Raw genomic sequence first — 23,694 nt, 5'->3', positions numbered from 1 at the left:
AAGAACAAACCTATGCATTGACATGGAGAGTGCCAGGTGATCCAAGGCTCCCTTAAGGCGCATTTAAGGCGCACATAAGGTCACTTCGCCCGCTGGCGGTCCGCCCAACGATAGACGTTGTAGGTGGAGGTGATGAAGTACGGCGAGGAGATCAGGTCGTACTTCTTGTCGGTGTCGGTGTCCCAGGCGAAGCTGTTGACGCCGTTGAGGTAGCCGAGCCCGTTCTCGGAGTCGTAGTCGACCAGCCACGGGCCGCCGCTCGCCCCCGCGGTGAACGGGCACTTGAGCGCGATGCCGAGCTCGACCAGCCAGGTGGGGGCGGTCCTCTTACTGGTCCGCCCGCTGCACCACTTCAGCTCCTGGCCGTCGTAGGGCCTGCTGCCGTCGATCTGGGGGGCGGCGGGATAGCCGAAGGCGAGGGTGGCCTGGTTGATGCCGCGCTTGACCACGAGGCCCTGTCCGCCCACGTTGTCCTCCAGCTTGCCCACGGATTCCATCTCGTAGGTGTTCGCCGTCTTGCCCGGCTTCCAGACGAACCCGTCGTGCACGTTGACGAAGGCGTAGTCGTAGTCGTAGTCGCCCCTGCCGACGAAGTCCTCATGCAGGTTGATCGAGTGGCCGACGTAGATCCCGTACGGGGTCCTGCCCCTGTCGTAACCCGGGATGAAGATCCAGTAGTCGGCGTTCCTGCCCTGCTTGGCGTCGTAGGCGCAGTGCCCGGCCGTGGCGACCAGGCTGCGGCTCTCGGACGCCACCGACGAGGCGGAGCACCAGTAGTCCTTGTTCCCCATCCGGAAGAACACCTTGCCGACGGTCATCGGGGAGTTACCCGTCCTCGGCGGGATCCTCTTGGGAAGGGTCGGATCGACGGTGGGCGCGCTCTTGGCGTTGCCGGACGCGGCCAGGGGCACGAACGTGGTCTCACCGTTCGTGGCGGCAGCGGCAGCGGTGGTGGCGGGCGTGCTGGTGGGCGTGGGAGAGGCGGGGGCCGAGGTGGCGCTTCCGGTGCTCGGCTTGACCTCGGGCGTGGCCGGGGTGTTGTCCTGCGCCTCCTTGATCCTCGACGGGCTCCAGTACGCCGCGATCCGCTTCATCTCCGCGCTGTTCCTGGTGAGCGTGATGGAGGTGATACTGCCCGGCGTCGAGTAATAGGCGGTGTCGGCGCCCGCGGTCCCGGCGTCCGCGGCTCCGGCGAACGCGGACATCGCGAGCACGCCGCCGGCGACCAGTGCGCCGAGGGTGGTCGCGAACCGCCGTACGCGGGGGAGCATGGGGCGCTTCCTTCGAGGGATCAGGGGATGAACGAGGGTCGTAGGGGGTTATTTTTCCAGATCAACTGGGTTTTGGGCAGCCAGGGGGCTTGATCTGCCTTGACGCCGTCACCTTGTGGAGTCTGTCCCGCGAAGGATAAGCACCATGTCAAAGCGTGGAAGGGCCGATGACGGATGGCCCTTCCACGCTCATGACGTCCGCGCCTCAGGAGGCCTCGGAAAAGCCCTAGGAGGGGAGCTTCCCGGTCCAGAGGTTGGCGGCGTGCTTGTAGATGCCGTAGGTCTCACCGTTGAAGTACGGGGTGGTGACCCGGTCGTAGCGGTTGTTCTTGTCGCTGTCGATCGTCAGGCTCACGACACCGTTGAGGTAGCCGGTCCGCTTGCTGCTCTTGTACTGCAGCAGGAAGGGGCCGCCGCTGGCGCCCGGGGTGAAGGCGCACTTGATCGCCTGCTGCTCCTCGGCCTTGAAGGCCGGGACGACGGGCGCCGCGCCGGTCGTGCCGTAGCACCACTTCATGGTGTTGCCGGAGTAGGGCTTGTTGCCGTCGGGGTGGGCCGCGGTCGGGTAGCCGAAGGTGAAGACCTTCTTGCCGAGTTTCTGGTTCCAGGTGAAGCCCTGGCCGCCGACGTTGTCACCGAGCCGACCGGCGGAGATCACGGTGGTGATGTAGTGACGGAAGATCACATACTTCACGGACGCGGTCTTCTTGATGTACCTCACCACGTAGTAGTGGGTGATGGTGTAGTTGCCCTTGTCGTCGATCTTCCGGTAGCCCGAACCCTTGTAGTCGTCGTACTGGGACTTGGTGACGGCCTCGACACGGCTCTCCAGCTTGGAACCGCTCTTGGGCCACGCGTCCTGCTCCAGCGTCTTGCCCTTGAGGGTGACCTTGTCGTCCTGCAGGCCGTAGACGTCGCCGTCGACCTTCTCCCAGGCCCACTTTTCGACCTCGGAGGCGACGGCGAGGGCGCCCTTGTACTGCGGGCCGACCTCGTCCTCGGAGGAGACGTTCTCGACCTTGCCGAGGCCGCCCTTCTGGGTCCACCTGTCGTAGGCCTCGTAGTCGACGGTCTGGGCCGCCTCGCGGCCGACGCCGCCCTTACCGACGTGCTCCTTGTAGGTCTTGTAGTCGACTTCCCGCTCGGGCTGCTGCTTGATGCCGTCGTAGACGTTGACGAAGGCGTAGTCGTAGTCGTAGTCCTCGAAGACGGTGAAGTCGTCGTGGGTGTTGACCTTGGCGCCGACGTAGACGCCCCAGGGGGCCTTGCCCTGGTAGTAACCGGGAATGAACACGAAGTTGTCGAACGGCTTGTTCGTGTCGGTGTCGTAGACGCAGTGGCCCGCCGTGGCGACCAGGTTGTGGAACTTCGACTGCACCGAGGAGCCGGAGCACCAGCGCTCCTGGCCCTTGCCGTCGACGAAGAAGACCTTGCCGACGGTGATGGGCAGGTTCAGGTTCTTCGACTTGCCCGCCGACTTGCCCTCCTCGCCGATCGGGGCGACGGTGCCCGGCTTGCCGTCGGCGGCGGCCTTCGCGGCGCCGGTCTTCGTCAGCTTGGCCGAGACGGTGGAGTCGGAGAGGTAGCTCTTCGCCGACTTGAGCTTGGAGGCGGTCCAGTAGCCCGCGATGGCCTTCGCGTTACCGGACGAGGTGAGGGGCGCCGACTTGACGTCGGGCTGAGGCGCGGCCTGGGCCACGCCCGCGAGGGGGGCGCCGATCATGGTGGTGGCCACGAGGGCACCACCGAGGGGGAGGACCAGGCGCTTGGCTCGGGAGTTCAATCTAGCTCCTTCTTTGTCATGGGCCACTCGGGATGGCCCATGCATGCGTAAAGAGACAAGACGAGACCGTACTAGGCAAAGAACGGTTAAAGAGTCTCAAATCGGGCAGAGGGTCGGACCGATATGAGTTCGTTACCAAAATCATGGAACCGAATTTTCAAGATCCGCGTCTGATCTACCCGTGCTTGACCGGGACCGTGGGCGCGTGCTGTACGAGGCCATGACCTGCGAAAACGTGGGAGTGGTTGGTTGCCGGGGTGGGGGCGCTGCGCAAGGCTGAGCGGGCACTCGGCGTCATGCGCAATCGGGGGGTTCCATGCGACGTCTGTTCTGCCTGGCGGCAGCCGGGCTCTTCCTGCTGTCCGGTACGGCCGCCGCCGCGCCGCCGCCTCCACCGGGCGAGCCCGGCCCGTCCGGGGTGAATCCCGTCTCGGACTGGCCCGTCGCGTCCTGGCCCTCTCCGGACCGGCCTTCCCCGGACCGGCCGGTTTCCGGCAAGCCGGTTCCGATCAGGCCGATCGCGCAGAAGCCGCCCCGCGGGGTGAAGGCGTTCGTGCTGAGCATCGCCCAGGGAGAGGACCCGACGCCCGCGACGCGCGCCGTCGTCCTCGTGTGCGACCCGCCGCACGGCACCCATCCCGCCGTGGGCGAGGCCTGCGAGGCGCTCGCCGGGGTGGGGGGCGACCCCGGCCGGCTCAGGCCACCGCCGGACCAGGCGTGCACGATGCAGTACGACCCGGTCACCGTGACCGCGACCGGCCTCTGGAACGGCCGGTTCATCCGGTACGAGCGGACCTTCGGCAACGCCTGCTCGCTGCACGGCACGACCGGCGCGGTCTTCTCCTTCTAGAACGGTTCCGGAACCGTTCCAGGACCTCGCGGCTGCTCGAAGGGGCCCGGTCGGGAGACCGGGCCCCTCGTCATGCCGGCCGGTCGAATGGCCTCACGGCCGGCCGGCATGATCGCGATCAGTCTGCTCGGCGATCGACCTGTCCGGCGGTCAGCCGGTCCAGCGGTTGGCCGCCGTCCTGTAGACCTGGTAGGTGTCCCCGTTGAAGTACGGCGAGGAGATCCTGTCGTAGCGGTCGTTCTTGTCGGTGTCCCAGGCGACGCTGTTGACGCCGTTCAGGTAGCCGGTCCGGCTGGAGTTCTTGTACTTCAGAAGCCAGGGGCCGCCGCTGGCGCCCGCGGTGAAGGCGCATTTGAAGCCGACGTGCTCCTGGAGGTTGTACTGCGGCGCGGCCGGCATGGCGCCCGTCGTGCCGTAGCACCACTTCATGGTGCGGCCGGTGAAGGGCTTGTCCCCGTCGGGGTGCAGGCCGGCCGGGTATCCGAAGGAGAAGACCTTGTTCTTGACCTTCTGGTTCCAGGCGAAGCCCTGGCCGCCGACGTTGTCGCCGAGCCGGCCGACGTTCTTGATGACCGGCTTCCACGTGCCGCCGGCGTCCTTCTCCCAGTTGACCTTGAAGCCGGAGTGGACGTTGACGAAGGCGTAGTCGAAGTCGTAGTCCTCCTTGACCACGAAGTCGTCGTGCGCGTTGAACCACTTGGCCGCGTAGATGCCGTAGGGGTTCTTGCCGTCCCACGCCTGGTCGCCGTCCCAGTAGGACGGGATGAAGATCCAGTTGTCGTAGAACCGGTTGGTCTTCACGTCGTAGACGCAGTGCGCCGAGGTGGCGACCAGATTGCGGTACTTGCTCTGGACGGAGCTGCCGGAGCAGTACTTCCAGCTTCGCGGGTCCAGCGGGTTGGCGCCGGGCAGGGTGAAGAAGATCCGGCCGACGGTGTTGGGCAGGTTGACCTGCTTGCTCTTGATCGACCTGGCGCCCTCCTGGCCGATCGGCGGGACCGACCCGGCCCGCCCGTCGGGGCCGGCGGCGGCGGAGGCCTTGCCGCCCTTGACGCTGACGTCGAGGTCGCCGGCCACATCGGTGGCCTTGCGCATGCGTTCCGGTGACCAGAAGGAGGCGGCCTCGGAGGCCGTCTCCGAGGCGGCCGAACTGACCACGTCGCCGGGGGTGGTGCCGGCGTTGGCTCCGGGGGTGGCGCCGATCACTCCGGCGATCGTGAGAAGGCCGGTGAGGGGGATCGTGAGGCGCCGTGCTCGGGAATTCATGGAGCTCCTTTCGTTCTCGGCCGGGGACGGGACTTCCCCGGCCAGGAAAACGATCGGAACGTTACTTCGTGGATCAAGAAGTCGGTGCGGAATTGACAGGAAAAGGCGAGAAATAGTTCCCTTTGATGCTTTCTCGTTATTTGAATAGCAATTAGTTATAATTTAACCGGCGGGTATCCTTGCAGGTGGTTGCCGGTTTTCTCGGGGTTCTCCGACATCGCGGACATCATCGGCAACAATGCTTGCCATCGTTTCTCGAGTAACTCGCGCAACTTCGGACTGTTAACCCGAATGTTGTTCTGGTTGGATGTTCGCATGAGCGTGGACCCCAGAACTCCCTGCCTCGTCGGCGTCGCCCAGCACACCGTTCGCGAGCAGCCGGGACCGGAGCCGCTGGATCTGTGGGAGCTCGTCGCCCGTGAGGCCGCCGCCGACGCGGGGGCGCCCGGCGTGCTGGAACGCCTCCACTCCATCCAGATCGTCTACACCGACTCATGGCAGTACGACGACCCGGCGGCCAGGCTCGCCGAGCGCCTGACGGCCGTCCCTCGGCACCGGTCCTACTCCAAGGTGAGCGGTACGGCGCCGCAGGTGCTCCTCGGCGAGGCGGCCGGCCGGATCGCGGCCGGGCAGATGGACGCCGCACTGGTGGTCGGGGCGGAGGCGCTCGCCACGCGCAGGGCCCTGCGCCGGGCCGGCGAGCGCGTGAGGTGGAGTCATCCGGCCGATCCCAAACCGCCCTACGGCTGGGAACGCCCACCGCACCCGGCCGAGCTCGCCCACGACCTGTTCCTGCCGGTCCACACCTACGCGATCATGGAAACCGCCCGGCGGGCCGCCGGCCGCGAGTCCATCGAGCAGGAGCGGGAGAGCCGGGGCCTGATGATGGCTCCCATGACACGGGTCGCCGCGGCCAATCCGCACGCCTGGCATCGGGAGGTCTGGACACCGCGGGAGCTCGTCACCACCTCCGAGGACAACCGGCTCGTCGGCTGGCCGTACACCAAGCGCACGGTGGCGGTCATGGAGGTGGACCAGGCCGCCGCCGCCATCCTGGTCAGCACCGAGCTCGCCGACCGGCTCGGCGTCCCCCGGGACAGGCGGATCCATCTACGGGGATGGGCCTACGCCGAGGACACCTGGGAGGTCGCAGCCCGGCCCGATCTGGGCTCCTCCCCGGCCATGGAGGCCGCGGCCCGGCATGCCTTCGCGCGGGCCGGCGTCGGCCTCGACGATCTCGGAGCGCTGGACGTCTACAGCTGTTTCGCCGTCGCGCTGCGCTCGGCCTGCGCCGCGACGGGACTCGCCCCGCTCGACCCCCGGGGGCTGACGGTCACCGGTGGCCTGCCGTACGCCGGAGGACCGGCGAGCGATTACGTCCTGCACTCCACGGCGGCGATGGCCGGGCGCCTGCGCGCGGAACCGGGCCACGGCCTGGTCACCGGGGTCGGCATGCATCTGACCAAGCACACCTACGCGATCTGGTCCACCGAGCCGGGCGGTGTGCTGGGCGACGGCGTGCCGGTGCACACCGCCGAGCCGGTGCCGATCATGGCCGGGAGCGAGGGGCCCGCGACCGTCGCCGGATACACCGTCGCGTACGGCAGGGACGGCGCGGCCGAGCGAGGCATCGTCGTCGCCGACCTTCCGGGCGGCGGCCGTGCGTACGCCCACCTTCGCCACCCCGACCTGATCGCCGAGGCGGAGTCCCGTGAGCTCGTCGGCAGGAAGATCCGCCTGGTCCCCGACGGGCCGGTGAACGTCGCGACCTGGTGACGGCCCGGCGATGACCTGATCACGGCACGGTGGCACGGACACCGATCCGCGGCGGGTACGCGGTGGCGGCCGATCGCCGGCATCATGACCAGGCCGTGTGACCAGGCCGTGTCATCGGACCGCGTGATCAGGCCGTGTCATCGGACCGTGTGACCGGACCGCGTGATCAGGCCGTGTCATCGGACCGTGTGACCGGACCGCGTGATCGGATGGAGGGCGTAGGGTGCGGCCATGTTTGCCGTAACCGCCACACAGACCGATCCCGACAACCCGCTCGCCGGGCTCACCCTCGGCGAGCGCCCCGAACCCGAGGTCCCCGACGGCTGGACCACCGTCACGGTGAAGGCCGCCGCGCTCAACCACCACGACCTGTGGACGCTCAAGGGCGTCGGCATCCGCCAGGAGCGGCTGCCGATCGTGCTCGGCTGCGACGCCGCCGGGGTCGACCAGGACGGTAACGAGGTCATCGTGCACTCGGTGATCGGCGAAGGGGCCGACGAGACGCTCGACCCGAAGCGATCCCTGCTGTCGGAGGCGCACGACGGCACCTTCGCCGAGCGGGTGGCCGTACCGCGGCGCAACCTGGTGCCCAAGCCCGCCGCGCTCAGTTTCGAGGAGGCGGCCTGCCTGCCCACGGCGTGGTTGACCGCCTATCGGATGCTGTTCGACAAGGCGGAGCTGGAGCCGGGCTCGACCGTGCTGGTCCAGGGCGCCGGGGGCGGCGTCGCCACCGCGCTGATCGCCCTGGGCCGGGCGGGCGGCTACCGGATCTGGGCCACCAGCCGGTCGGAGGAGAAGCGGGCGCGGGCGCTCGCCCTCGGCGCCGACCAGGTTTTCGCCGGCGGTGCCCGGCTGCCCGAGCGGGTCGACGCGGTGATGGAGACCGTCGGCCAGGCCACCTGGGACCACTCGCTGAAGGCGCTGCGTCCCGGCGGCCGGATCGTGGTCTCCGGCGCGACCAGCGGCGCCGTACCGCCCGCCGACCTGAACCGGGTCTTCTTCCTGCAGCTTTCGGTGGTCGGATCGACCATGGGCACCCGTGACCAGCTGGCCCGGCTGGCCCGGTTCCTGGAGCAGACCGGCGCCCGCCCGGTGATCGACCGGATGCTCCCGCTGGTCCAGGCCCGCGAGGGCTTCGCGGCCATGCATGAGGGCGACGTGTTCGGGAAGATCGTGTTCACCGGGGCGGCCTGAGCCGGACGCGCGCGCCCATGGGCGCCGGACTGTGTGATCGACGTCACGCGTGTAAGTAACGGGTTACTTCCGGGCCTGCCGGGTGATAAACACGGGTAAGCGATATATCCCGGAGGCCCGGCATGACCGACTCGACTGCGCGCCCCGACCCCGAACCCTTCGGCCCCGGCGACCTGTTGTGGGAGGGAATGGGTGACCACCGGCTGATGCTGCTGCTCGGCGGCGCGCTCGTCATGCAGGTCATGCACCCGGCCATCGGCGCGGCCGTCGGTGAGCACTCGGTCTACAAGACCGACCCCTGGGGGCGGCTCACCCGCTCGCTCACCTCCCTGCAGACCTGGGTGTACGGCGGGCAGGAGGCGATCGAGGAGGGCAAGCGCCTGCGGGAGCGGCACCGGGACATCCGGGGAACCGATTCCCAGGGGCGCGGCTACCACGCGCTGAGCGCCGGGCCGTACGCCTGGGTGCATCTGACCGCCTTCGAGCGGGCCGTCACCATGGCGAGATACTTCGGCGAGCCGTACACCCCGCAGCAGGAGCGGAGGCTGTACGAGGAGATCGTCCGCCTCGGCCGGATCCTGCGGGTTCCCGAGCGGATGTTCCCCGCCACCGTCGACGACTACTGGCGCTACTTCCACGACATGGTCGACACCACTCTGGAGAGCCATCCGACGGCCCATGACGTGCTGCGCACCGCGCGCACCGTGGGACCACCGCCCATCATGCCCGCACCGTTGCGCGCCCTGTGGGGGCCGCTCGGACTCACCTCAGGCCGGGTCAACCATTTCGTCACGGTCGGCACGTTGCCGCCCGCCGTGCGCGGGAAACTGGGACTGCCGTGGACCGCGCGCGACGAGATGCGACTGCGCCGGCTCGGCCGGGCGGTCGCGGCGACCGTGCCGCACCTGCCCGAGCGGGCCAGATACATGCCGATCGCCTATCGGGCCAGGCGGGTCGCACGAGCTCAGGAGCGCCTCGTCCGCGCCATGCGGGTCGCCTGACGGCTGGGGTACGGCCGGCCCGGGCGTACGGGGCGGGGACCCCGAAAGCAGGAGGGGCGGGCGCGGGCCGCACAGCAGGATCACCGGAGCGCGTCTCGGATGCGACGGGCGGCGTCGTAGAGCGCGTCCTGCGCGGCGGCCAAGGTCTCCTCGGTCACCTGGGCGCCCTGGGCGTCCGCGCGGAGCTCCTCGACGAACTCGGCCAGCATCTGCCCGAGCCGGGCGTCGCTGTCGGGTGACCCGTGCCCGGTGAAGCCCTCGGACCAGACACGTTTCCAGTCCTGCTTCCACTCCTGGGTCTGGCGCTGCCATTCCTGCTTCTGCCGCTGCCATTCGCGCTTTTGCCGCTGCCATTCGGCCTTCTGCTCCCGCCAGGCCTCGCGCTGGTCCTGCTTGGCCTGCCGCTGCTCCTGCCGGCTGCCCTGGCGCACGTCGCGCGCCATCTGGGTGAGCTCCTCGCGCAGTGACTTGACCGTGTCGCGGACGTCTTCCTTGACCTCGCGGGCGATGTCACGGACGGAGTCGGAGATCTCCTGCTCCAGGTCGGCGAGCTCGTCGAGCCGGGCCTCCAGCTCCTCGCGGCCCTGATCGGTGAGGGTGAAGACCTTCTTGCCGTTCACGACCTCGTGGGTGACCAGGCCTTCCTCCTCCAGCCGGGCCAGGCGCGGGTAGATCGTGCCGGGCGAGGGGGAGTAGACGCCCAGGAAGCGGTCCTGCAACAGCCTGATCACCTCGTAGCCGTGGCGCGGGCTCTCCTGGAGCAGCTTGAGCAGGTAGAGCCGCAGCCGCCCATGGCCGAAGACCGGGCTCATGCCTGCTCTCCCTTCAGCAGTGTGACGTCCGCCGAGACGGTGGTCGCCGACAGGGACGCCATGCCGCCGCCGATCCGGCCGGTCAGCGACTTCGCGCCGTGCTGGCTGGAGTGGCCGAGCTCGGCGAAGGCGGTGTCGAGCCTGCCGGAGGTGGAGCGGATCGCGACGTCGGTCTCGACCTCGTGCGGCAGCCGGAGCATGATGTCACCCGAGACGCTGTTCAGCGTCACATGGCCGGTCGGCGGGAGTTCCAGGTCGGCGGTGATCCGGCCGGAGACGGTGGTGGCGCGCAGGCGGCGGGGCGTGCCCTGGGCCACGGTCAGCTCGCCCGAGATGCTCTTGAAGGACAGGTCGCCGACCAGGCCGCGACTCTCCACGTCACCGGAGACGGTGTCGGCGTGGATCTCGCCGCTCACCCCGTCGAGCACGATCTCGCCGGAGACGCTTCTGACCGAGGTGCGGGTCTCGAAGCCGGCGACGACGGCCGAGGCGGAGACCACGCCGACACTGACCGGGCACTCCTTCGGCACGGTGAGCGTCAGTGTGGTCTCCCGGCGTCCGGGGCGTAGCCAGCCGAGCAGGCCGTCCCAGGTCAGGTCCTTGTAGGTGACGGTGAGCGCGCCGTCGTCGTCGTGGGTGACGATCAATGGAGGGGTGCCGATGTCGGTGACCTCAAGGGTGGGCGGGCCGTCGCTGGCCAGCACCGCCAGCCTGCCCGCCACGATCCGGACGTTGAGCTTGCTCACGATGTCGAAGGCGAGCTGCTCGGGTTTGTCGATGGTCCACTGCCGCATGTTCGTGACCTCCTATGCAAGACACGATATGTCGCGTCATGGAAGTAGGTCAAGATATATCGCGTTTGAGTTACTCGTCCTCGTCGTCCAGCCGGGCCAGCCACGTGGCCAGCCGTTCCACCGGCGTCTCGAACTCGGGGTTGAGATCGACGAACTCGCGCAGCCGCTCGGCCAGCCAGACGATGTTGACCTCTTCCTCGCCGCGGCGCTCGACGAGCTCCTCGATGCCCCGATCGGTGAAGTACATCGTTCTCCTCGTAGTAACGGGGAAGTCCCCCACAGTGGCTCCTGCGGGGGACTTCCGAGGTGGTGCGGATCGATCTAACTGAAGATCTCTCCCAGCATCTGCTGCAGCTCCGCCTCGTGCGCGGAGTGCGAGCCCGTCGCCGGGGAGGAGTTGGCCTTGCGGGAGACCCGCTTGATCGGTCGCCCGCCGAAGACGTCGGGCTTCTCGGCCAGCTTCAGCGTCAGGAACGGCCACGGACCCATGTTGACCGGCTCGTCCTGCGCCCAGACCAGCTCGATGTCGTCGGCGTAGCGGGCCAGCTCGGCCGCGAGCGGGTTCGTCGGGAACGGGTAGAGGCGCTCCAGACGGACGATCGCCACGTCGGTCCGGCCCTGCGCGTCACGCGCCGCGGCCAGGTCGTAGTAGATCTTGCCCGAGCAGAGCACGACCTTGCGAACCCCGGACGGGCTCGCCGTGGTGTCGCCGAGCACCGGCTGGAACGAGCCCGAGGTGAACTCGCTGACCGCCGAGACCGCCGCCTTGTGCCGCAGCAGCGACTTGGGCGTGAACACCACCAGCGGACGGTGCCGGTTCGACTTCGTCTGCCAGCGCAGCAGGTGGAAGTAGTTCGCCGGAAGCGTCGGCTGCGCCACGGTCATGTTGTCGTAGGCGCACATCTGCAGGAAACGCTCGATGCGGGCCGAGGAGTGGTCCGGGCCCTGACCCTCATAGCCGTGCGGCAGCAGCAGGGTGACGCCGGAGCGCTGGCCCCACTTCTGCTCACCCGCGGTGATGTACTCGTCGATGACGGACTGGGCGCCGTTGACGAAGTCACCGAACTGGGCCTCCCAGGCGACCAGGGCGTCGGGACGCTCCACGCTGTAGCCGTACTCGAAACCGAGCGCGGCGTACTCGCTGAGCAGCGAGTCGTAGACGTAGAACTTCGTGGTGCCCTCGTTGAACGTCTTGAGCGGGGTGTGCTCCGCGCCGGTGACGCGGTCGACCAGCACGGCGTGCCGCTGGACGAAGGTGCCGCGCCGGGAGTCCTGGCCGACCAGGCGGACCGGGTGGCCGTCGATCAGCAGCGACCCGAAGGCCAGCGTCTCGCCCATGCCCCAGTCGATGCGGTCCTCCGCCACCATCTGGCCCCGGCGCTGGATGACCGGCAACAGACGCGGGTGGACGGTGAAGCCCTCCGGCAGGCTGAGCTGGGTGTCGACGATCCGCTTGACGGTCTCCTCGGAGATCCCCGTGGGGGTGTCCTCGTGCGACCAGGGGATCGTGTCCATGTCGGCCGGGCGGCTGAACTCGCCGGTCGCCTCCTTGACCGCGGCACGGGTCTCGGCGAAGGCGTTCTCCAGCTTGGCCTGGTAGTCGCGCAGCGCGCTCTCGGCCTCCTCGACCGTGATGTCGCCCCGGCCGATCAGCGCCTCGGTGTAGAGCTTGCGGGTGGAGCGCTTGGCGTCGATCAGGTCGTACATCAGCGGCTGGGTGAAGCTGGGGTTGTCGGCCTCGTTGTGGCCGCGGCGCCGGTAGCAGATCAGGTCGATGACGACGTCCTTGCGGAACGCCTGACGGTATTCGAACGCCAGCTTGCCGACCCGGACCACGGCCTCGGGGTCGTCGCCGTTGACGTGGAAGATCGGAGCCTGGATCATCCGGGCCACGTCGGTGGCGTACACGCTGGAACGCGAGGACGCCGGCGAGGTGGTGAAGCCGACCTGGTTGTTGACCACGATGTGGACGGTGCCGCCGGTGCGGTAGCCCCGCAGCTGCGACAGGTTCAGGGTCTCGGCCACCACGCCCTGACCGGCGAAGGCCGCGTCGCCGTGGACGAGCACGGGCAGGACCGTGAAGCCCTCCTCGCCGCGCTCCAACAGGTCCTGCTTGGCGCGGACCACGCCTTCCAGGACCGGGTCGACCGTCTCCAGGTGCGAGGGGTTGGCCACGACCGAGGTCTTGAGCTTGCTGCCGTCGGGCGAGACGAAGTCACCGGTGGCGCCAAGGTGGTACTTCACGTCGCCGGAGCCGTGCGCCGTCCGCGGGTCGATGTTGCCCTCGAACTCGCCGAAGATCTGGCCGTAGGACTTGCCCACGATGTTGGCCAGCACGTTCAGGCGACCACGGTGGGCCATGCCGATGACGGCCTCGTCGAGGTCCTCCTCGGCGGCGGCCGACAGCACCGAGTCGAGCAACGGGATCAGCGACTCGCCGCCCTCCAGCGAGAAGCGCTTCTGGCCGACGAACTTCGTCTGCAGGAACGTCTCGAACGCCTCGGCGGTGTTGAGCCGCTCCAGGACGCGCAACTGCTCGGTGCGGTCGGGCTTGGCGTGCGGACGCTCCACCCGGGCCTGGATCCAGGCGCGCTCCTCGGGGTTCTGCATGTGCATGTACTCAACGCCGATGGTGCGGCAGTAGGAGTCACGCAGCACGCCGAGGATCTCGCGCAGCTTCATCAGAGGACGGCCGCCGAAGCCGCCGGTGGCGAACTCGCGCTCCAGGTCCCACAGGGTCAGCCCGTGTGACTTGATGTCGAGGTCGGGGTGCTTGCGCTGCTTGTACTCCAGCGGGTCGGTGTCGGCCATCAGGTGGCCGCGGACCCGGAAGGCGTGGATCAGCTCGATGACCCTGGCCGACTTCGCCACGTCGTCGTCGTGGGTGGTGGAGATGTCCTGGACCCAGCGGACCGGCTCGTAGGGGATCCGCAGGGCTTCGAAGATCTCGTCGTAGAAGCCGTCCTCGCCCAGCAGCAACCGGTGGATCTGGCGCAGGAAGTCGCCCGACTGGGCGCCCTGGATGATCCGGTGGTCGTAGGTGCTGGTGAGCGTCATGACCTTGCTCACCGCCAGGCGCGAGAGCGTCTCGGGAGAGGCGCCCTGGTATTCGGCGGGGTATTCCATCGCGCCGACGCCGATGATCGTGCCCTGCCCCGGCATCAGGCGCGGCACCGAGTGGACGGTGCCGATGGTGCCGGGGTTGGTCAGTGAGATCGTGGTGCCGGAGAAGTCGTCGACGCCGAGCTTGCCCGCCCGGGCCTTGCGCACCACCTCTTCGTACGCCACCCAGAACTGGCGGAAGTCCATGGCCTCCGTCGCCTTGATCGACGGCACCAGAAGCTGGCGGGTGCCGTCGCTCTTGGCGACGTCGATGGCCAGACCGAGGTTGACGTGCTCGGGCTTGACCAGCACCGGCTTGCCGTCGACCTCGGCGTAGGAGTGGTTCATCTCCGGCAGGACCGCCAGAGCCTTGATGACCGCGTAGCCGATGAGGTGCGTGAACGACACCTTGCCGCCGCGACCGCGCGACAGGTGGTTGTTGATCACGATGCGGTTGTCGATGAGCAGCTTCGCCGGGACCGCACGCACGCTGGTCGCCGTCGGAACCTCGAGGCTGGCCTCCATGTTGGCCGCCGTCCTTGCGGCGGCGCCACGGAGTCGGACTTCCTCGGCACCGGCGGGCAACTGCGTCTCCTGCTTGGGCTTGTCCGCCGGGGTGGCCGTGGCCTTCGGCGCGGGGGTTGCCGGTGCGGCGACCGGAGTCGCCGGAGCCGCAGCCGGGGGTGGAGTGACGGGCGCGGCGGTGGCCGCCCCCGGGGGCGCGGCTCTGCCGGCCCCGGAATCAGGGGTGTAATCAGCGAAGAAGTTCCACCAGGCACGGTCCACGGACTCGGGATCCTGAAGGTACTTCTGGTACAGCTCGTCGACAAGCCATTCGTTTTGACCAAAGGCTGCCAGCGGGTTTGTCCGCGACGACTCAGACGACACGGCGGAAATCGCCCTCTTCCGCAGATCGGCGTTGATGATAGAGAACCTGTCCAAGGCTACTCGCCTGGACCCGGACCTGCGCCAGTCTGGCCGCAGCTCGCCGCCCGATCCTCTCAGGAGAGGGAAAAAGGGTCACTTCCGGGGGTCGATTGGAGGAGCGCGGGCCTGGTCACCTGGAGAAGGCGAGTCCGGTCACCGGCGGATGTGGGCCTGGTCACTCGGAGGGGAGAGGCCCGGTCATCCGGTGGACGCGGGCCCGGTCACCCGGTGGACGCGGGTCCGGTCACCCGGAGGGAGAGGCCCGGTCATCGGTGGGTGCGGGTCCGGTCACCCCTGCTCGACGAGCCGGGACTCGACCCGGACGCCCGGGGTGACCACCTCGAGCAACCCGGCCAGCTCCTCGCCCGCCGCGCTCAGCTCCTCCAGGGACATGGGCGCCAGCCGCTCCAGCAGGAACAGCGCGTCCGTGGTCTCCTCGGTGATCCTGGTGCGCACGCACTGCCGCCAGTTCCATCGCCGGCAGGTGACGCCCCTGTCGTCGCGCCAGACCACCTCGCCGATCTCCGGATGATCGACGGCGGGCTCGCCCTTCTCGACGATCTCGAACGGCTCGTCCCCGATGGCGCGGACCAGCCGGGCCGTCCCCTCGTAGTGGGCCAGGTCCTCCCCGCCGATCGGCAGCCCGTGCCGGACGCTGATCGCGTTGTAGGCGTCGACCACCAGGTTGATCTCCGGCAACGGCATCCGCCTGACCAGCGCGTCCACCGACGGCCGGCTGCGCTGCGGCTTCACGCCGAACGTCCGGTAGGCCTCCCGCCACGCCTCGACCTTCGGGTCCTCGACGCTCACCGCGGTCTCGGCCGCCTCGGCCAGCCAGGCCCGGGACCTGTCGTCGGTCGGTCCGTTGCGCAGGCCGTACACGCCCATCACCAGGACCGCGAAGTCCGGCCTGAGCGTGCTGACGGCGGGGTCCACCCAGATGTCCTCGATCACGCACCTCAGTTTAGGCCGCCTGCGGTTTCTCAGTGAGGGGCGATCCGGGCGCCGCACGCTTCACCGGGCCATGGACCGAGGCGGTGTCGTCCATCACCTCCTCACCGGCGCCGCCGTGGCCGGTCAGGCGGCAGCGTGAGGCTTGAACGTGACGTTCAGTTCGGCGTCCAGCGCCTTCGCCAGGCGTCGTAAAAGTGCAAGGGTGGGGGTGACGCCACCGGTTTCCATGCGGGACACCTGGGGTTGTGTCATTCCGGCCCGCTCGGCCAGTTCGGCCTGTGAGAGGCCTAGTTCCGTGCGGCGGCTGTAGATTTGCTGGCCAAGAAGCAACGCCTCACGGGCTTCCTGATAGGCGTCGGCGCGACGCTCGGCGCCGGTCCGCTCCCACTTGCCGTGATCCATGGCCGTCAGTCCTTCCAGATGCGGTCGTAAGTGTTCAGCGCGACTGTATGGCGGGTCTCGCATTCAGCCTGTGCCCGTTGGGCGCGTTCGATCTGACCGGTCTCCTTGCGGCGGGTCTTGGAAAAGACGGTGAGGAGGATGACCCGACGTCCCGGAGCGAGCCAGTAGGTGATCCGGACCTGGCGACGTGTCAATGAAAGGCGCAGTTCCCGGAGCTTGCCGCCCAGATGCTTGGAGTACGGCTCGTCCAGCGTTTCCGCCTGCTCGGCGAGGAGATCGGCCAGGGCCTCGACTTTCACGTAGTCACGTTCGGACAATGACTCGAGCCATGACTGGATCTCAGGCTCGATCTCGATGACATACAGCCTCACGGGTCATGAGGCTATATGCACTCGATTGTATATTCCGAGATACGCTGAAACCGATAGGGCGGTCGGTGTTTCTTCAAGGAAGACACCGGACGCGGTCTCCCCGTCAACGAACCGCTCCCGGCTCCGGAGCCGACCGGGCGAATGGCCGATTTGTCCGTTGAAACTTTCACATGATCAAGTAGGTGTCCCATCGGCATCCTTCGACGTCCAGTCGAGCTCCGGGCCGCGCGGCACGATCCGGCTCGGGTTGATGTTCGTCTGCGTCATGAAGTAGTGCCGTTTGATCTGGTCGAAGTCGGTGGTGTCGCGGAAGGCCGGGATCGCGTACAGGCGGCGAGCGTAGGCCCACAGCGCCGGATGGTCGACCAGCCGTCTGATCGAGCACTTGAAGTGCGAGTGGTAGACCGCGTCGAACCTGGCGAGCGTCGGATAGAGCCGGACGTCGCTTTCGGTGAGCGCGTCGCCGTGCAGGTAGGGGCGGGTGGCGAGCCGTTCCTCCAACAGGTCCAGCGTGTCGAAGACCGCGGTGACCGCCTCGTCGTAGGCCTGCTGGGAGGTGGCGAACCCGGCCCGGTAGACGCCGTTGTTGAGCCCGTCGAAGATCAGCTCGTTCAGCGCGTCGATCTCCTCGCGCCGCCCGGCCGGATAGAGGTCCGGGGCGCCCTCGGCGTGCCACGGCGCGAAGGCGGTCTCCAGGGTGAGGGTGATCTGCGGGTAGTCGTTGGTGACCAGCCGGCCGGCGGTGACGTCCCAGACGCAGGGCACGGTGTAGCGGCCCCGGTAGGCCGGGTCGGTCGCCAGGTAGAGCTCCGACAGGTATTCCACGCCGGTGGCGGGGTCGCCGCCGGGAACGCGCCAGCCCTTCTCGTCTCTGATGGGGTCCACGATCGTCACTGCGACGACGTCCTGGAGGCCGAGCAGCTCGCGCACGATGAGCGAGCGGTGTGCCCAGGGGCAGGCGTAGGAGGCGTAGAGCCGGTAGCGGCCCGGCTCGGGCGGGTGCTCGCCGCCGGCCTCGATCCGCGCCGTGAAGCGGTTCGGCTGCCGGACGAAGCGTCCGCCCTCGGAGATCTCACGTCCCAGCTTCATGGTTCGACCGTACGCCACCCCGAGTAGAACATGATTCGGTCCAGAGGGCAGAATGCGGGGCGACGAAGGGAGCGCGGGGAACGTGACGAGGGACATGGCGGATGGCACGGCAGGTGGCGCGGCGGATGGCGCGGCGGGCGCCGCCGGGAGTGGCGCGGCGGGCGAGGCGGAGAGGAGCAGGGCCAGGGACGCGGTGACGCCGGCGAACGAGGCGCAGCGTGATGCGTGGCGCGGCGGGGGCTTTCCCGAGGTGGAGCGGGTGCGGCCGGGGTTGTGGTCGATCCCGGTGCCGATCCCGATCAATCCGCTCCGTTACGTGCTGGTCTACGCTCTCGAACTCCCCGACGGTGTGGCGATCGTGGACGCGGGGTGGAACACCGACGAGGCGTACGGCGCGCTGGCCGCCGGGCTGGGGGCCGCCGGATACGAGGTGGCCGACGTCAGAGCCGTCCTCGTCACCCACATCCACCCGGACCACTACGGGCTGGCCGGGCGGATCCGCGAGGTGTCGGGCGCCTGGATCGGATTGCACCCGGCGGACTCCCGGCTGCTGCACGGCCGCTATGACGAGGACAGGGTCGACTCCCTGGTGGCGCAGGAGCGCGCGCTACTGATGAGGTCCGGGGCGCCGCAGGCGATGCTGGACGAGCTGGCCGGAGCCTCGATGATGATCCGGCACTACGTCAGCATGGCCAAGCCCGACCGGCTGATCGAGGACGGCGACCCGGTCGACCTGCCCGGCTGGGACCTGCGAGCGATCTGGACTCCGGGGCACTCGCCGGGGCATCTGTGCTTCGTCGAGCGGGAGCGGCGGCTGCTGTTCTCCGGCGATCACGTGCTGCCCAGGATCACGCCCATCGTGGCGGTCCACCCGCAGTCGGCGCCCAATCCGCTCGCCGACTACCTGGAGGCGCTGGCGGCGGTGCGCAAGTTCGACGTGGACGAGGTGCTGCCCGCGCATGAGTACCGGTTCCTGGAGTTGGCCGACCGGGTCGACCACGTGATCGCCCACCATGAGGAGCGGCTGGCCGAGATCGAGGCGGCGGTCGGTGCCGCGAACGGGATCTCCTGCTGGGAGACGGCCACCGGGCTGAGGTGGGCGCGCCCGTGGGAGACCATCGCGCCGTTCATGCGCCGGGGGGCCAGCAACGAGACGCTGGCGCACCTGGTCTGGCTGGAGGCCAGGGGGCGCCTGCGCCGGGTCACGGGCGAGCCCGACCTGTGGTTTCCCGCCTGATCACCCCTTGGGTGAAGGCCTTGCCCACTTGCCCCGGATCATTTCATGCAAAACAAGTAGGAAATATTGACTTAGTGTCGAGCCGTGCGTAGCTTCTCCCTTATGGGCCTTTATCTGACCCGGTGTGCACATGTCGACTTCTGTCGAGTGTCCAGCGCCCAGTGTCCGTGATCACGAATCGACCCCCACCGTCCCTCCCCCCTTTCACAGGACGTTCTCGTGATCAATTTCAGACATGTCCCGCTCCTCCTGCCACTGGTGGCGCTCATGACCGCCTGCAGCGCGCAGGCCGCCGCCAAGCCCGGTCAGCTCGAGACCTCGGAGCTGCGCTACCAGGGCGCCGTCGGCGCCGTCACCTTCCCCGAGTTCGCCGAGGAGCTCGGCTACCTCGGCCCCATCAAGCTCAAGTGGATCGGCAACACGATCTCCGGTCCCCAGGACATCCAGGCCGTCGCCACCGGCCAGACCGACTTCGGCGGCGCGTTCAACGGCGCCATCGTCAAGCTGGCCGCCGCCAAGGCCCCGATCAAGGCCGTGATCGGCTACTACGGCAGCGACAAGGACAGCTACATCGGCTACTTCGTGCCCGACGGCTCGCCGATCAAGGGCCCGCGCGACCTGATCGGTAAGAAGATCGGGGTCAACACCCTGGGCGCCCACCTGGAGGCCGTGCTCAAGGAGTATCTCAAGCGCGGCGGGCTGACCCCCGAGGAGATCAAGCAGGTCGAGCTGGTCGTCGTGCCGCCCGTCAACACCGAGCAGGCGCTCCGCCAGGGCCAGATCGACGTGGCGGCGCTGAGCGGCATCCTCCGGGACAAGGCGCTGCGGCGCGGCGGGATCCGCCCGCTATTCAAGGACATCGACCTGTTCGGCGCCTTCACCGCCGGCAGCGTCGTCCTCACCGACAAGTTCATCGCGCAGAATCCGAACACCACCAAGAAGTTCGTCGAGGCCTACGCCAAGGCCATCGAGTGGACGCAAACCCATTCGCGGGAAGAGGTCGTCGCCAAGGCGAAGCAGATCATCGCCAAGCGGAAGCGGAACGAGGACACCACCGCCATCGAGTTCTGGAAGAGCAGCGGGGTGGCCAACAAGGGCGGCGTGATCGACGCCAAGGAGTTCCAGACCTGGATCGACTGGCTGGAGCGCGAGGGCGAGATCGAAAAGGGCCGGATCAAAGCCGAGGACCTCTTCACCAACGCCTACAACCCGTTCGGAGGGACCCGATGAAGATCCGGATCCAGGGCGTGGGCAAGGAGTTCCGCGTCCGTGACGCGGACCGGCCGTTCACCGCCCTCGACGACGTCGACCTCGACGTGCGGGCGGGGGAGTTCCTCACGCTGGTCGGGCCGAGCGGCTGCGGCAAGTCCACCCTCCTCGACCTGCTCGCCGGGCTGACCGAGCCGACCAGCGGCCGGATCCTCATCGACGGGGCCCCCGTCGACGGGCCCGGCCTCGACCGGGGGATCGTCTTCCAGCAGTACGCGTTGTTCCCGTGGCGCACGGCGCTGTCCAACGTCGAGTTCGGCCTGGAGGCGAAAGCCGTACCGAAGAAGGAGCGGGCCGAGCGGGCCAGGTCCTATCTGGACCTGGTCGGGCTGCGTGGATTCGAGGACCGCTATCCGCACGAGCTGTCCGGAGGCATGCGTCAGCGCGTGGCCATCGCCCGCAGTCTCGCCACCGGCCCGGACGTGCTGCTGATGGACGAGCCGTTCGCCGCGCTGGACGCCCAGACCCGCGAGTCGCTCCAGGAGGAGCTGCTGCGGATCTGGGAGAAGACCGGCAAGACGATCGTGTTCATCACCCACGGCATCGACGAGGCGGTCTACCTCGGCCAGCGGGTCGCGGTCATGACCTCCCGCCCCGGCCGGATCAAGCGGATCATCGACGTCGAGTTCGACTCCCGGGAGGGCGACCTGCGGGCCGACGCGCGCTTCGGCGCCTACCGCCACGAGGTGTGGACGCTGCTGCGCGACGAGGTCGCGGCGGCCCGGGCGCAGGAGGTGGTCCCCGTTGGCTAGCGTCCCCGCCGGACGGGCCGCCCCCGTCGTGGGTGTCTCCGCCGATTACGCCGCTCCCTCCGTCGGAGGAGTCGCCGCCGGCGCCCTCACGGGACACGGTCCGTCCACCGGGGCTTCCACCGGGCCGGTCCCGCCCGTCCTGCGCGAGGCGGTCGCCGAGGCCGCGCGGCAGGCCCGCACCGGCCCGAGCGCGGGCCGCCGCCTGCTGCGCGGCTCGGGGCGAGTGGTCGTGGCGGTGGGCCGGCGCGTCATCGCCGTGGGCGTGCTCGCCGCGATCTGGGAGATCCTGCCGCGCCTGGAAGTGGTGGACCCGACCTTCCTGACGCCGCTGTCGGGGGTTCTGGGAGCCTGGTGGGACCTGCTCCTGTCCGGCGAGCTGCTCGACCACACCCGGGCCAGCCTGATCAGGTCCCTGGCGGGCTTCGCGCTGGCGATCGTCGCGGCCATCCCGCTCGGCCTGCTGATCGGCTGGTACAAGCCGCTGGCCGACCTGCTCACCCCGGTGCTCGAACTGTTCCGCAACACCGCGGCGCTCGCCGTGATGCCGGTGTTCGTATTGGTCCTCGGGCTCGGCGAGACCTCCAAGATCTCCATCATCATGTACGCCTGCGCGTGGCCGATCCTGCTCAACACGGTCGCCGGGGTGAAGAGCGTGGACCCGCTGCTGATCAAGTCGGCCCGGTCGATGGGACTCCGCCCGGTCCGGCTGTTCCAGAAGGTGATCCTTCCGGCCGCGGTGCCCACGATCTTCACCGGCATCCGGCTGGCCGGGGCCTACTCGATCCTCGTGCTGATCGCCGCCGAGATGGTCGGCGCCAGGGCCGGCCTCGGTTACCTGATCAACTACGCCCAGTTCAACTTCCGGGTGCCCGACATGTATGCCGGGATCCTCACCATCTCCGTGCTCGGTCTGTTCTTCAACCAGCTCCTCGTCCGCCTGGAGCGCCGTTTCTCGACGTGGAGGATCTCCTGATGGCCGCCCGGAAACTGCATCTGAACGCTTTCCTCATGGGTGTCGGCCACCACGAGGCCGCCTGGCGGCACCCGCGCGCCGACCCCGGCCGGATCACCGACGTCCGGCACTACCAGCGCCTGGCCCAGACCGCCGAACGCGGCAGGCTCGACTCGGTCTTCCTCGCCGACGGCCTGGCCCTGTGGGGCAACGTCAGGCACAACGCGCTCGGCGCTCTGGAGCCACTCACCCTGCTGGCCGCGCTGGCCGTGGCGACCGAGCACATCGGCCTGATCGCGACCGTCTCCACCACCTACAACGAGCCGTTCCACGTGGCGCGCAAGTTCGCCTCCCTGGACCACATCAGCGGCGGCCGGGCCGGGTGGAACATCGTCACCTCCGCGAGTGAGGCCGAGGCGCACAACTTCGGCATCGAACGCCCGGCGCACCGGGACCGCTACGACCGGGCCGCCGAGTTCCTGGAGGTCGTCACCAAGCTCTGGGACAGCTGGGAGGACGGGGCCGTCCTGGGCGACCGCCGTAGCGGAGATTACGCCGACACCAGCCGGATCCACGCTCTCGACCACACCGGCCACCACTTCCGGGTCCGGGGCCCGCTGAACACCTCCCGTCCTCCGCAGGGCCACCCCCTGCTGGTCCAGGCCGGGTCGTCAGAGGACGGCAAGGAGTTCGCCGCCCGCTTCGCCGAGGCCGTGTTCACCGCGCAGCAGACCCTTCGGGAGGGACAGGAGTTCTACGCCGACCTCAAGTCCCGTCTGGCCCGCCACGGCAGGCGTGACGACGAGCTGCTGATCCTCCCCGGCATCTCCCCGATCATCGGTTCCACCGAGCGGGAGGCGCGCGAGCTGGAGAAGGAGCTCGAAGAGCTCATCATCCCCGAGTACGGCCTGCAACAGCTGTCGGGCATCCTCGGCGTGGACCTGTCGGGCCATCCGCTCGACGGGCCCCTGCCCGAGGTGCCCGAACCGACCGACGGCCAGCAGAGCCGGTTCAAGCTCGTCACCGATCTCGCCCGGCGCGAGCGGCTGACCGTGCGGGAGCTGATCAACCGCCTGGCCGGAGGCCGGGGGCACCGCGTGGTCGCCGGCGCCCCGGAGCAGATCGCCGACCAGATTCAGGAATGGTTCACCAGCGGCGCGGCCGACGGCTTCAACATCATGCCGCCGATCCTGCCGAGCGGCCTGGAGGACTTCGTCGACCATGTCGTGCCCGAGTTGCAGGTCCGTGGCCTGTTCCGCACCGAGTACGAAGGCCGCACGCTGCGCCAGAACTACGGCCTGGCGCGTCCGACATCCCGTTTCGAGCAGAAGGTGCCGGTGGCTTCATGAGCATCGTGACCGTGGTGGGCAATCCGCGATCCGGGTCGCGCACGTATCAGGCGGCCGTCCAGGCCACGCAGACCATCGCCCGGCGGATCGGCCACGAAGGGCCGTCCGAAATCATCGATCTGTCCGCTCTCGCCCCCCTGCTGTTCGCCCCGGAGGCGTCCTCCGCCGTGGAGGTCGCGCTGGAGCTGGTCACCCAGGCCGGCGTGCTGGTGGTGGCGAGCCCGACCTACAAGGGCACCTACACCGGCCTGCTCAAGACCTTCCTCGACCGGCTGCCGGGCGGTGCGCTGGCCTCGACCGTCGCGCTGCCGCTGCTGGTGATGGGGGACGCGCGGCACGCCCTGGCGGTGGAGGTCCACTTCCGGCCGCTCCTGGTCGAGCTGGGTGCCACGGTTCCCACGCCCGGCCTGGCGCTGCTGGAGTCCGAGCTCCGCGAGACCTCCGACCTCGACGTCGTGCTCGATCGCTGGGCCGGCAGGGTCGGTCCTCAGGTCGTCGCGGCGCTCAGGGAGGGGGCTGCGGTGTGAGATCGGGAAGAGATGG

At 68.7% G+C, this 23,694-nt stretch carries 21 protein-coding genes; 10 read left to right on the top strand and 11 right to left on the bottom strand.

All coding sequences use genetic code 11. The annotated features are described in order from the left end of the window. Window positions 1-80 precede the first annotated feature (80 nt). Both ACQPYK_RS42020 and ACQPYK_RS42015 read right to left on the bottom strand, forming a co-directional pair. Window positions 81-1,271: a trypsin-like serine peptidase gene (locus ACQPYK_RS42020; protein ID WP_433244664.1), complete on the bottom strand. Its 1,191-nt coding sequence runs from the start codon at window positions 1,269-1,271 to the stop codon at window positions 81-83. Window positions 1,272-1,497: 226 nt separating this feature from the next. Continuing rightward, window positions 1,498-3,054 carry a hypothetical protein gene (locus ACQPYK_RS42015; RefSeq protein ID WP_433244661.1) on the bottom strand — a complete coding sequence of 519 codons (1,557 nt, stop codon included), beginning with the start codon at window positions 3,052-3,054 and terminating at the stop codon, window positions 1,498-1,500. A gap of 316 nt (window positions 3,055-3,370) precedes the next feature. On the opposite strand from ACQPYK_RS42015, the gene ACQPYK_RS42010 reads away from it, so the two are divergent. After that, window positions 3,371-3,904, top strand: coding sequence for a subtilase-type protease inhibitor (locus ACQPYK_RS42010; protein WP_433244658.1), 534 nt, complete (start codon window positions 3,371-3,373; stop codon window positions 3,902-3,904). Window positions 3,905-4,054: 150 nt separating this feature from the next. On the opposite strand, the gene ACQPYK_RS42005 is transcribed toward ACQPYK_RS42010, so the two are convergent. Beyond that, window positions 4,055-5,170: a trypsin-like serine peptidase gene (locus ACQPYK_RS42005; protein ID WP_433244655.1), complete on the bottom strand. Its 1,116-nt coding sequence runs from the start codon at window positions 5,168-5,170 to the stop codon at window positions 4,055-4,057. A 315-nt stretch (window positions 5,171-5,485) separates the two neighbouring features. On the opposite strand from ACQPYK_RS42005, the gene ACQPYK_RS42000 reads away from it, so the two are divergent. The 3 genes from ACQPYK_RS42000 to ACQPYK_RS41990 all read left to right on the top strand — a co-directional run bounded on the left by ACQPYK_RS42000 (window position 5,486) and on the right by ACQPYK_RS41990 (window position 9,141). Next, a complete protein-coding gene (locus tag ACQPYK_RS42000) occupies window positions 5,486-6,946 on the top strand; it encodes an acetyl-CoA acetyltransferase (RefSeq protein WP_433244652.1) in 1,461 nt (486 codons plus the stop codon). Between the two features lie 231 nt (window positions 6,947-7,177). Continuing rightward, window positions 7,178-8,140, top strand: coding sequence for a zinc-binding dehydrogenase (locus ACQPYK_RS41995; RefSeq protein ID WP_433244649.1), 963 nt, complete (start codon window positions 7,178-7,180; stop codon window positions 8,138-8,140). Between the two features lie 122 nt (window positions 8,141-8,262). Further along, a complete protein-coding gene (locus ACQPYK_RS41990) occupies window positions 8,263-9,141 on the top strand; it encodes an oxygenase MpaB family protein (protein WP_433244646.1) in 879 nt (292 codons plus the stop codon). An 80-nt stretch (window positions 9,142-9,221) separates the two neighbouring features. Here ACQPYK_RS41990 and ACQPYK_RS41985 read toward each other — a convergent pair whose 3' ends face one another. From ACQPYK_RS41985 to ACQPYK_RS41950, 8 genes are all read right to left on the bottom strand, one after another. Then, on the bottom strand, window positions 9,222-9,953 hold the full coding sequence (locus tag ACQPYK_RS41985) for a helix-turn-helix transcriptional regulator (protein WP_433244643.1): 732 nt from the start codon (window positions 9,951-9,953) through the stop codon (window positions 9,222-9,224). Beyond that, entirely contained in the window at window positions 9,950-10,747 is a 798-nt protein-coding gene (locus ACQPYK_RS41980) for a DUF4097 family beta strand repeat-containing protein (RefSeq protein ID WP_433244639.1), read from the bottom strand. The genes ACQPYK_RS41985 and ACQPYK_RS41980 overlap by 4 nt, the downstream gene beginning before the upstream one ends. Before the next feature lie 70 nt (window positions 10,748-10,817). Next, window positions 10,818-10,994, bottom strand: a complete 177-nt coding sequence (locus ACQPYK_RS41975) for a DUF6104 family protein (protein WP_306864470.1) — start codon at window positions 10,992-10,994, stop codon at window positions 10,818-10,820. Between the two features lie 74 nt (window positions 10,995-11,068). Beyond that, on the bottom strand, window positions 11,069-14,737 hold the full coding sequence (locus ACQPYK_RS41970; RefSeq protein ID WP_433244635.1) for a multifunctional oxoglutarate decarboxylase/oxoglutarate dehydrogenase thiamine pyrophosphate-binding subunit/dihydrolipoyllysine-residue succinyltransferase subunit: 3,669 nt from the start codon (window positions 14,735-14,737) through the stop codon (window positions 11,069-11,071). A gap of 327 nt (window positions 14,738-15,064) precedes the next feature. Then, window positions 15,065-15,730: a B3/B4 domain-containing protein gene (locus tag ACQPYK_RS41965; protein ID WP_433244632.1), complete on the bottom strand. Its 666-nt coding sequence runs from the start codon at window positions 15,728-15,730 to the stop codon at window positions 15,065-15,067. A 123-nt stretch (window positions 15,731-15,853) separates the two neighbouring features. Further along, window positions 15,854-16,132, bottom strand: coding sequence for a helix-turn-helix domain-containing protein (locus ACQPYK_RS41960; protein ID WP_433244629.1), 279 nt, complete (start codon window positions 16,130-16,132; stop codon window positions 15,854-15,856). A 5-nt stretch (window positions 16,133-16,137) separates the two neighbouring features. After that, the gene (locus ACQPYK_RS41955) at window positions 16,138-16,503 is read right to left on the bottom strand and encodes a type II toxin-antitoxin system RelE/ParE family toxin (RefSeq protein WP_433244626.1); all 366 of its coding nucleotides are present in this window, start codon (window positions 16,501-16,503) and stop codon (window positions 16,138-16,140) included. 174 nt (window positions 16,504-16,677) lie between these two features. Continuing rightward, complete coding sequence (locus ACQPYK_RS41950) at window positions 16,678-17,592, bottom strand: glutathione S-transferase family protein (RefSeq protein ID WP_433244623.1); 915 nt, start codon at window positions 17,590-17,592, stop codon at window positions 16,678-16,680. Between the two features lie 82 nt (window positions 17,593-17,674). On the opposite strand from ACQPYK_RS41950, the gene ACQPYK_RS41945 reads away from it, so the two are divergent. The 6 genes from ACQPYK_RS41945 (at window position 17,675) to ACQPYK_RS41920 (ending at window position 23,678) form a co-directional block, all read left to right on the top strand. Beyond that, complete coding sequence (locus ACQPYK_RS41945) at window positions 17,675-18,829, top strand: MBL fold metallo-hydrolase (RefSeq protein WP_433244620.1); 1,155 nt, start codon at window positions 17,675-17,677, stop codon at window positions 18,827-18,829. A gap of 219 nt (window positions 18,830-19,048) precedes the next feature. Continuing rightward, the gene (locus ACQPYK_RS41940; RefSeq protein ID WP_433244617.1) at window positions 19,049-20,059 is read left to right on the top strand and encodes an ABC transporter substrate-binding protein; all 1,011 of its coding nucleotides are present in this window, start codon (window positions 19,049-19,051) and stop codon (window positions 20,057-20,059) included. Beyond that, on the top strand, window positions 20,056-20,850 hold the full coding sequence (locus ACQPYK_RS41935; protein WP_433244614.1) for an ABC transporter ATP-binding protein: 795 nt from the start codon (window positions 20,056-20,058) through the stop codon (window positions 20,848-20,850). Before ACQPYK_RS41940 ends, ACQPYK_RS41935 begins: the two co-directional genes overlap by 4 nt. Then, a complete protein-coding gene (locus ACQPYK_RS41930; RefSeq protein WP_433244611.1) occupies window positions 20,843-21,823 on the top strand; it encodes an ABC transporter permease in 981 nt (326 codons plus the stop codon). The genes ACQPYK_RS41935 and ACQPYK_RS41930 overlap by 8 nt, the downstream gene beginning before the upstream one ends. Further along, window positions 21,823-23,151 (top strand): LLM class flavin-dependent oxidoreductase, encoded by a 1,329-nt coding sequence (locus tag ACQPYK_RS41925; RefSeq protein ID WP_433244608.1) that lies wholly within the window; start codon window positions 21,823-21,825, stop codon window positions 23,149-23,151. Before ACQPYK_RS41930 ends, ACQPYK_RS41925 begins: the two co-directional genes overlap by 1 nt. Further along, window positions 23,148-23,678 carry an NADPH-dependent FMN reductase gene (locus ACQPYK_RS41920; RefSeq protein WP_433244605.1) on the top strand — a complete coding sequence of 177 codons (531 nt, stop codon included), beginning with the start codon at window positions 23,148-23,150 and terminating at the stop codon, window positions 23,676-23,678. The genes ACQPYK_RS41925 and ACQPYK_RS41920 overlap by 4 nt, the downstream gene beginning before the upstream one ends. Window positions 23,679-23,694 lie beyond the last annotated feature (16 nt).

The sequence above is a fragment of the Streptosporangium sp. CA-135522 genome (genome assembly GCF_050949235.1).
Lineage (GTDB): Bacteria > Actinomycetota > Actinomycetes > Streptosporangiales > Streptosporangiaceae > Streptosporangium.
The sequence above is the reverse complement of the archived record's forward strand: the minus strand, read 5'-3'. Positions and strand labels throughout refer to the sequence as shown.

Bases quoted from the DNA above. Each gene is read 5' to 3' on its own strand.
- ACQPYK_RS42020 (WP_433244664.1), bottom strand. From the start codon at position 1,271: ATGCTCCCCCGCGTACGGCGGTTCGCGACCACCCTCGGCGCACTGGTC.
- ACQPYK_RS42010 (WP_433244658.1), top strand. From the start codon at position 3,371: ATGCGACGTCTGTTCTGCCTGGCGGCAGCCGGGCTCTTCCTGCTGTCC.
- ACQPYK_RS42005 (WP_433244655.1), bottom strand. From the start codon at position 5,170: ATGAATTCCCGAGCACGGCGCCTCACGATCCCCCTCACCGGCCTTCTC.
- ACQPYK_RS42000 (WP_433244652.1), top strand. From the start codon at position 5,486: ATGAGCGTGGACCCCAGAACTCCCTGCCTCGTCGGCGTCGCCCAGCAC.
- ACQPYK_RS41995 (WP_433244649.1), top strand. From the start codon at position 7,178: ATGTTTGCCGTAACCGCCACACAGACCGATCCCGACAACCCGCTCGCC.
- ACQPYK_RS41990 (WP_433244646.1), top strand. From the start codon at position 8,263: ATGACCGACTCGACTGCGCGCCCCGACCCCGAACCCTTCGGCCCCGGC.
- ACQPYK_RS41985 (WP_433244643.1), bottom strand. From the start codon at position 9,953: ATGAGCCCGGTCTTCGGCCATGGGCGGCTGCGGCTCTACCTGCTCAAG.
- ACQPYK_RS41980 (WP_433244639.1), bottom strand. From the start codon at position 10,747: ATGCGGCAGTGGACCATCGACAAACCCGAGCAGCTCGCCTTCGACATC.
- ACQPYK_RS41975 (WP_306864470.1), bottom strand. From the start codon at position 10,994: ATGTACTTCACCGATCGGGGCATCGAGGAGCTCGTCGAGCGCCGCGGC.
- ACQPYK_RS41960 (WP_433244629.1), bottom strand. From the start codon at position 16,132: ATGGATCACGGCAAGTGGGAGCGGACCGGCGCCGAGCGTCGCGCCGAC.
- ACQPYK_RS41950 (WP_433244623.1), bottom strand. From the start codon at position 17,592: ATGAAGCTGGGACGTGAGATCTCCGAGGGCGGACGCTTCGTCCGGCAG.
- ACQPYK_RS41935 (WP_433244614.1), top strand. From the start codon at position 20,056: ATGAAGATCCGGATCCAGGGCGTGGGCAAGGAGTTCCGCGTCCGTGAC.
- ACQPYK_RS41925 (WP_433244608.1), top strand. From the start codon at position 21,823: ATGGCCGCCCGGAAACTGCATCTGAACGCTTTCCTCATGGGTGTCGGC.
- ACQPYK_RS41920 (WP_433244605.1), top strand. From the start codon at position 23,148: ATGAGCATCGTGACCGTGGTGGGCAATCCGCGATCCGGGTCGCGCACG.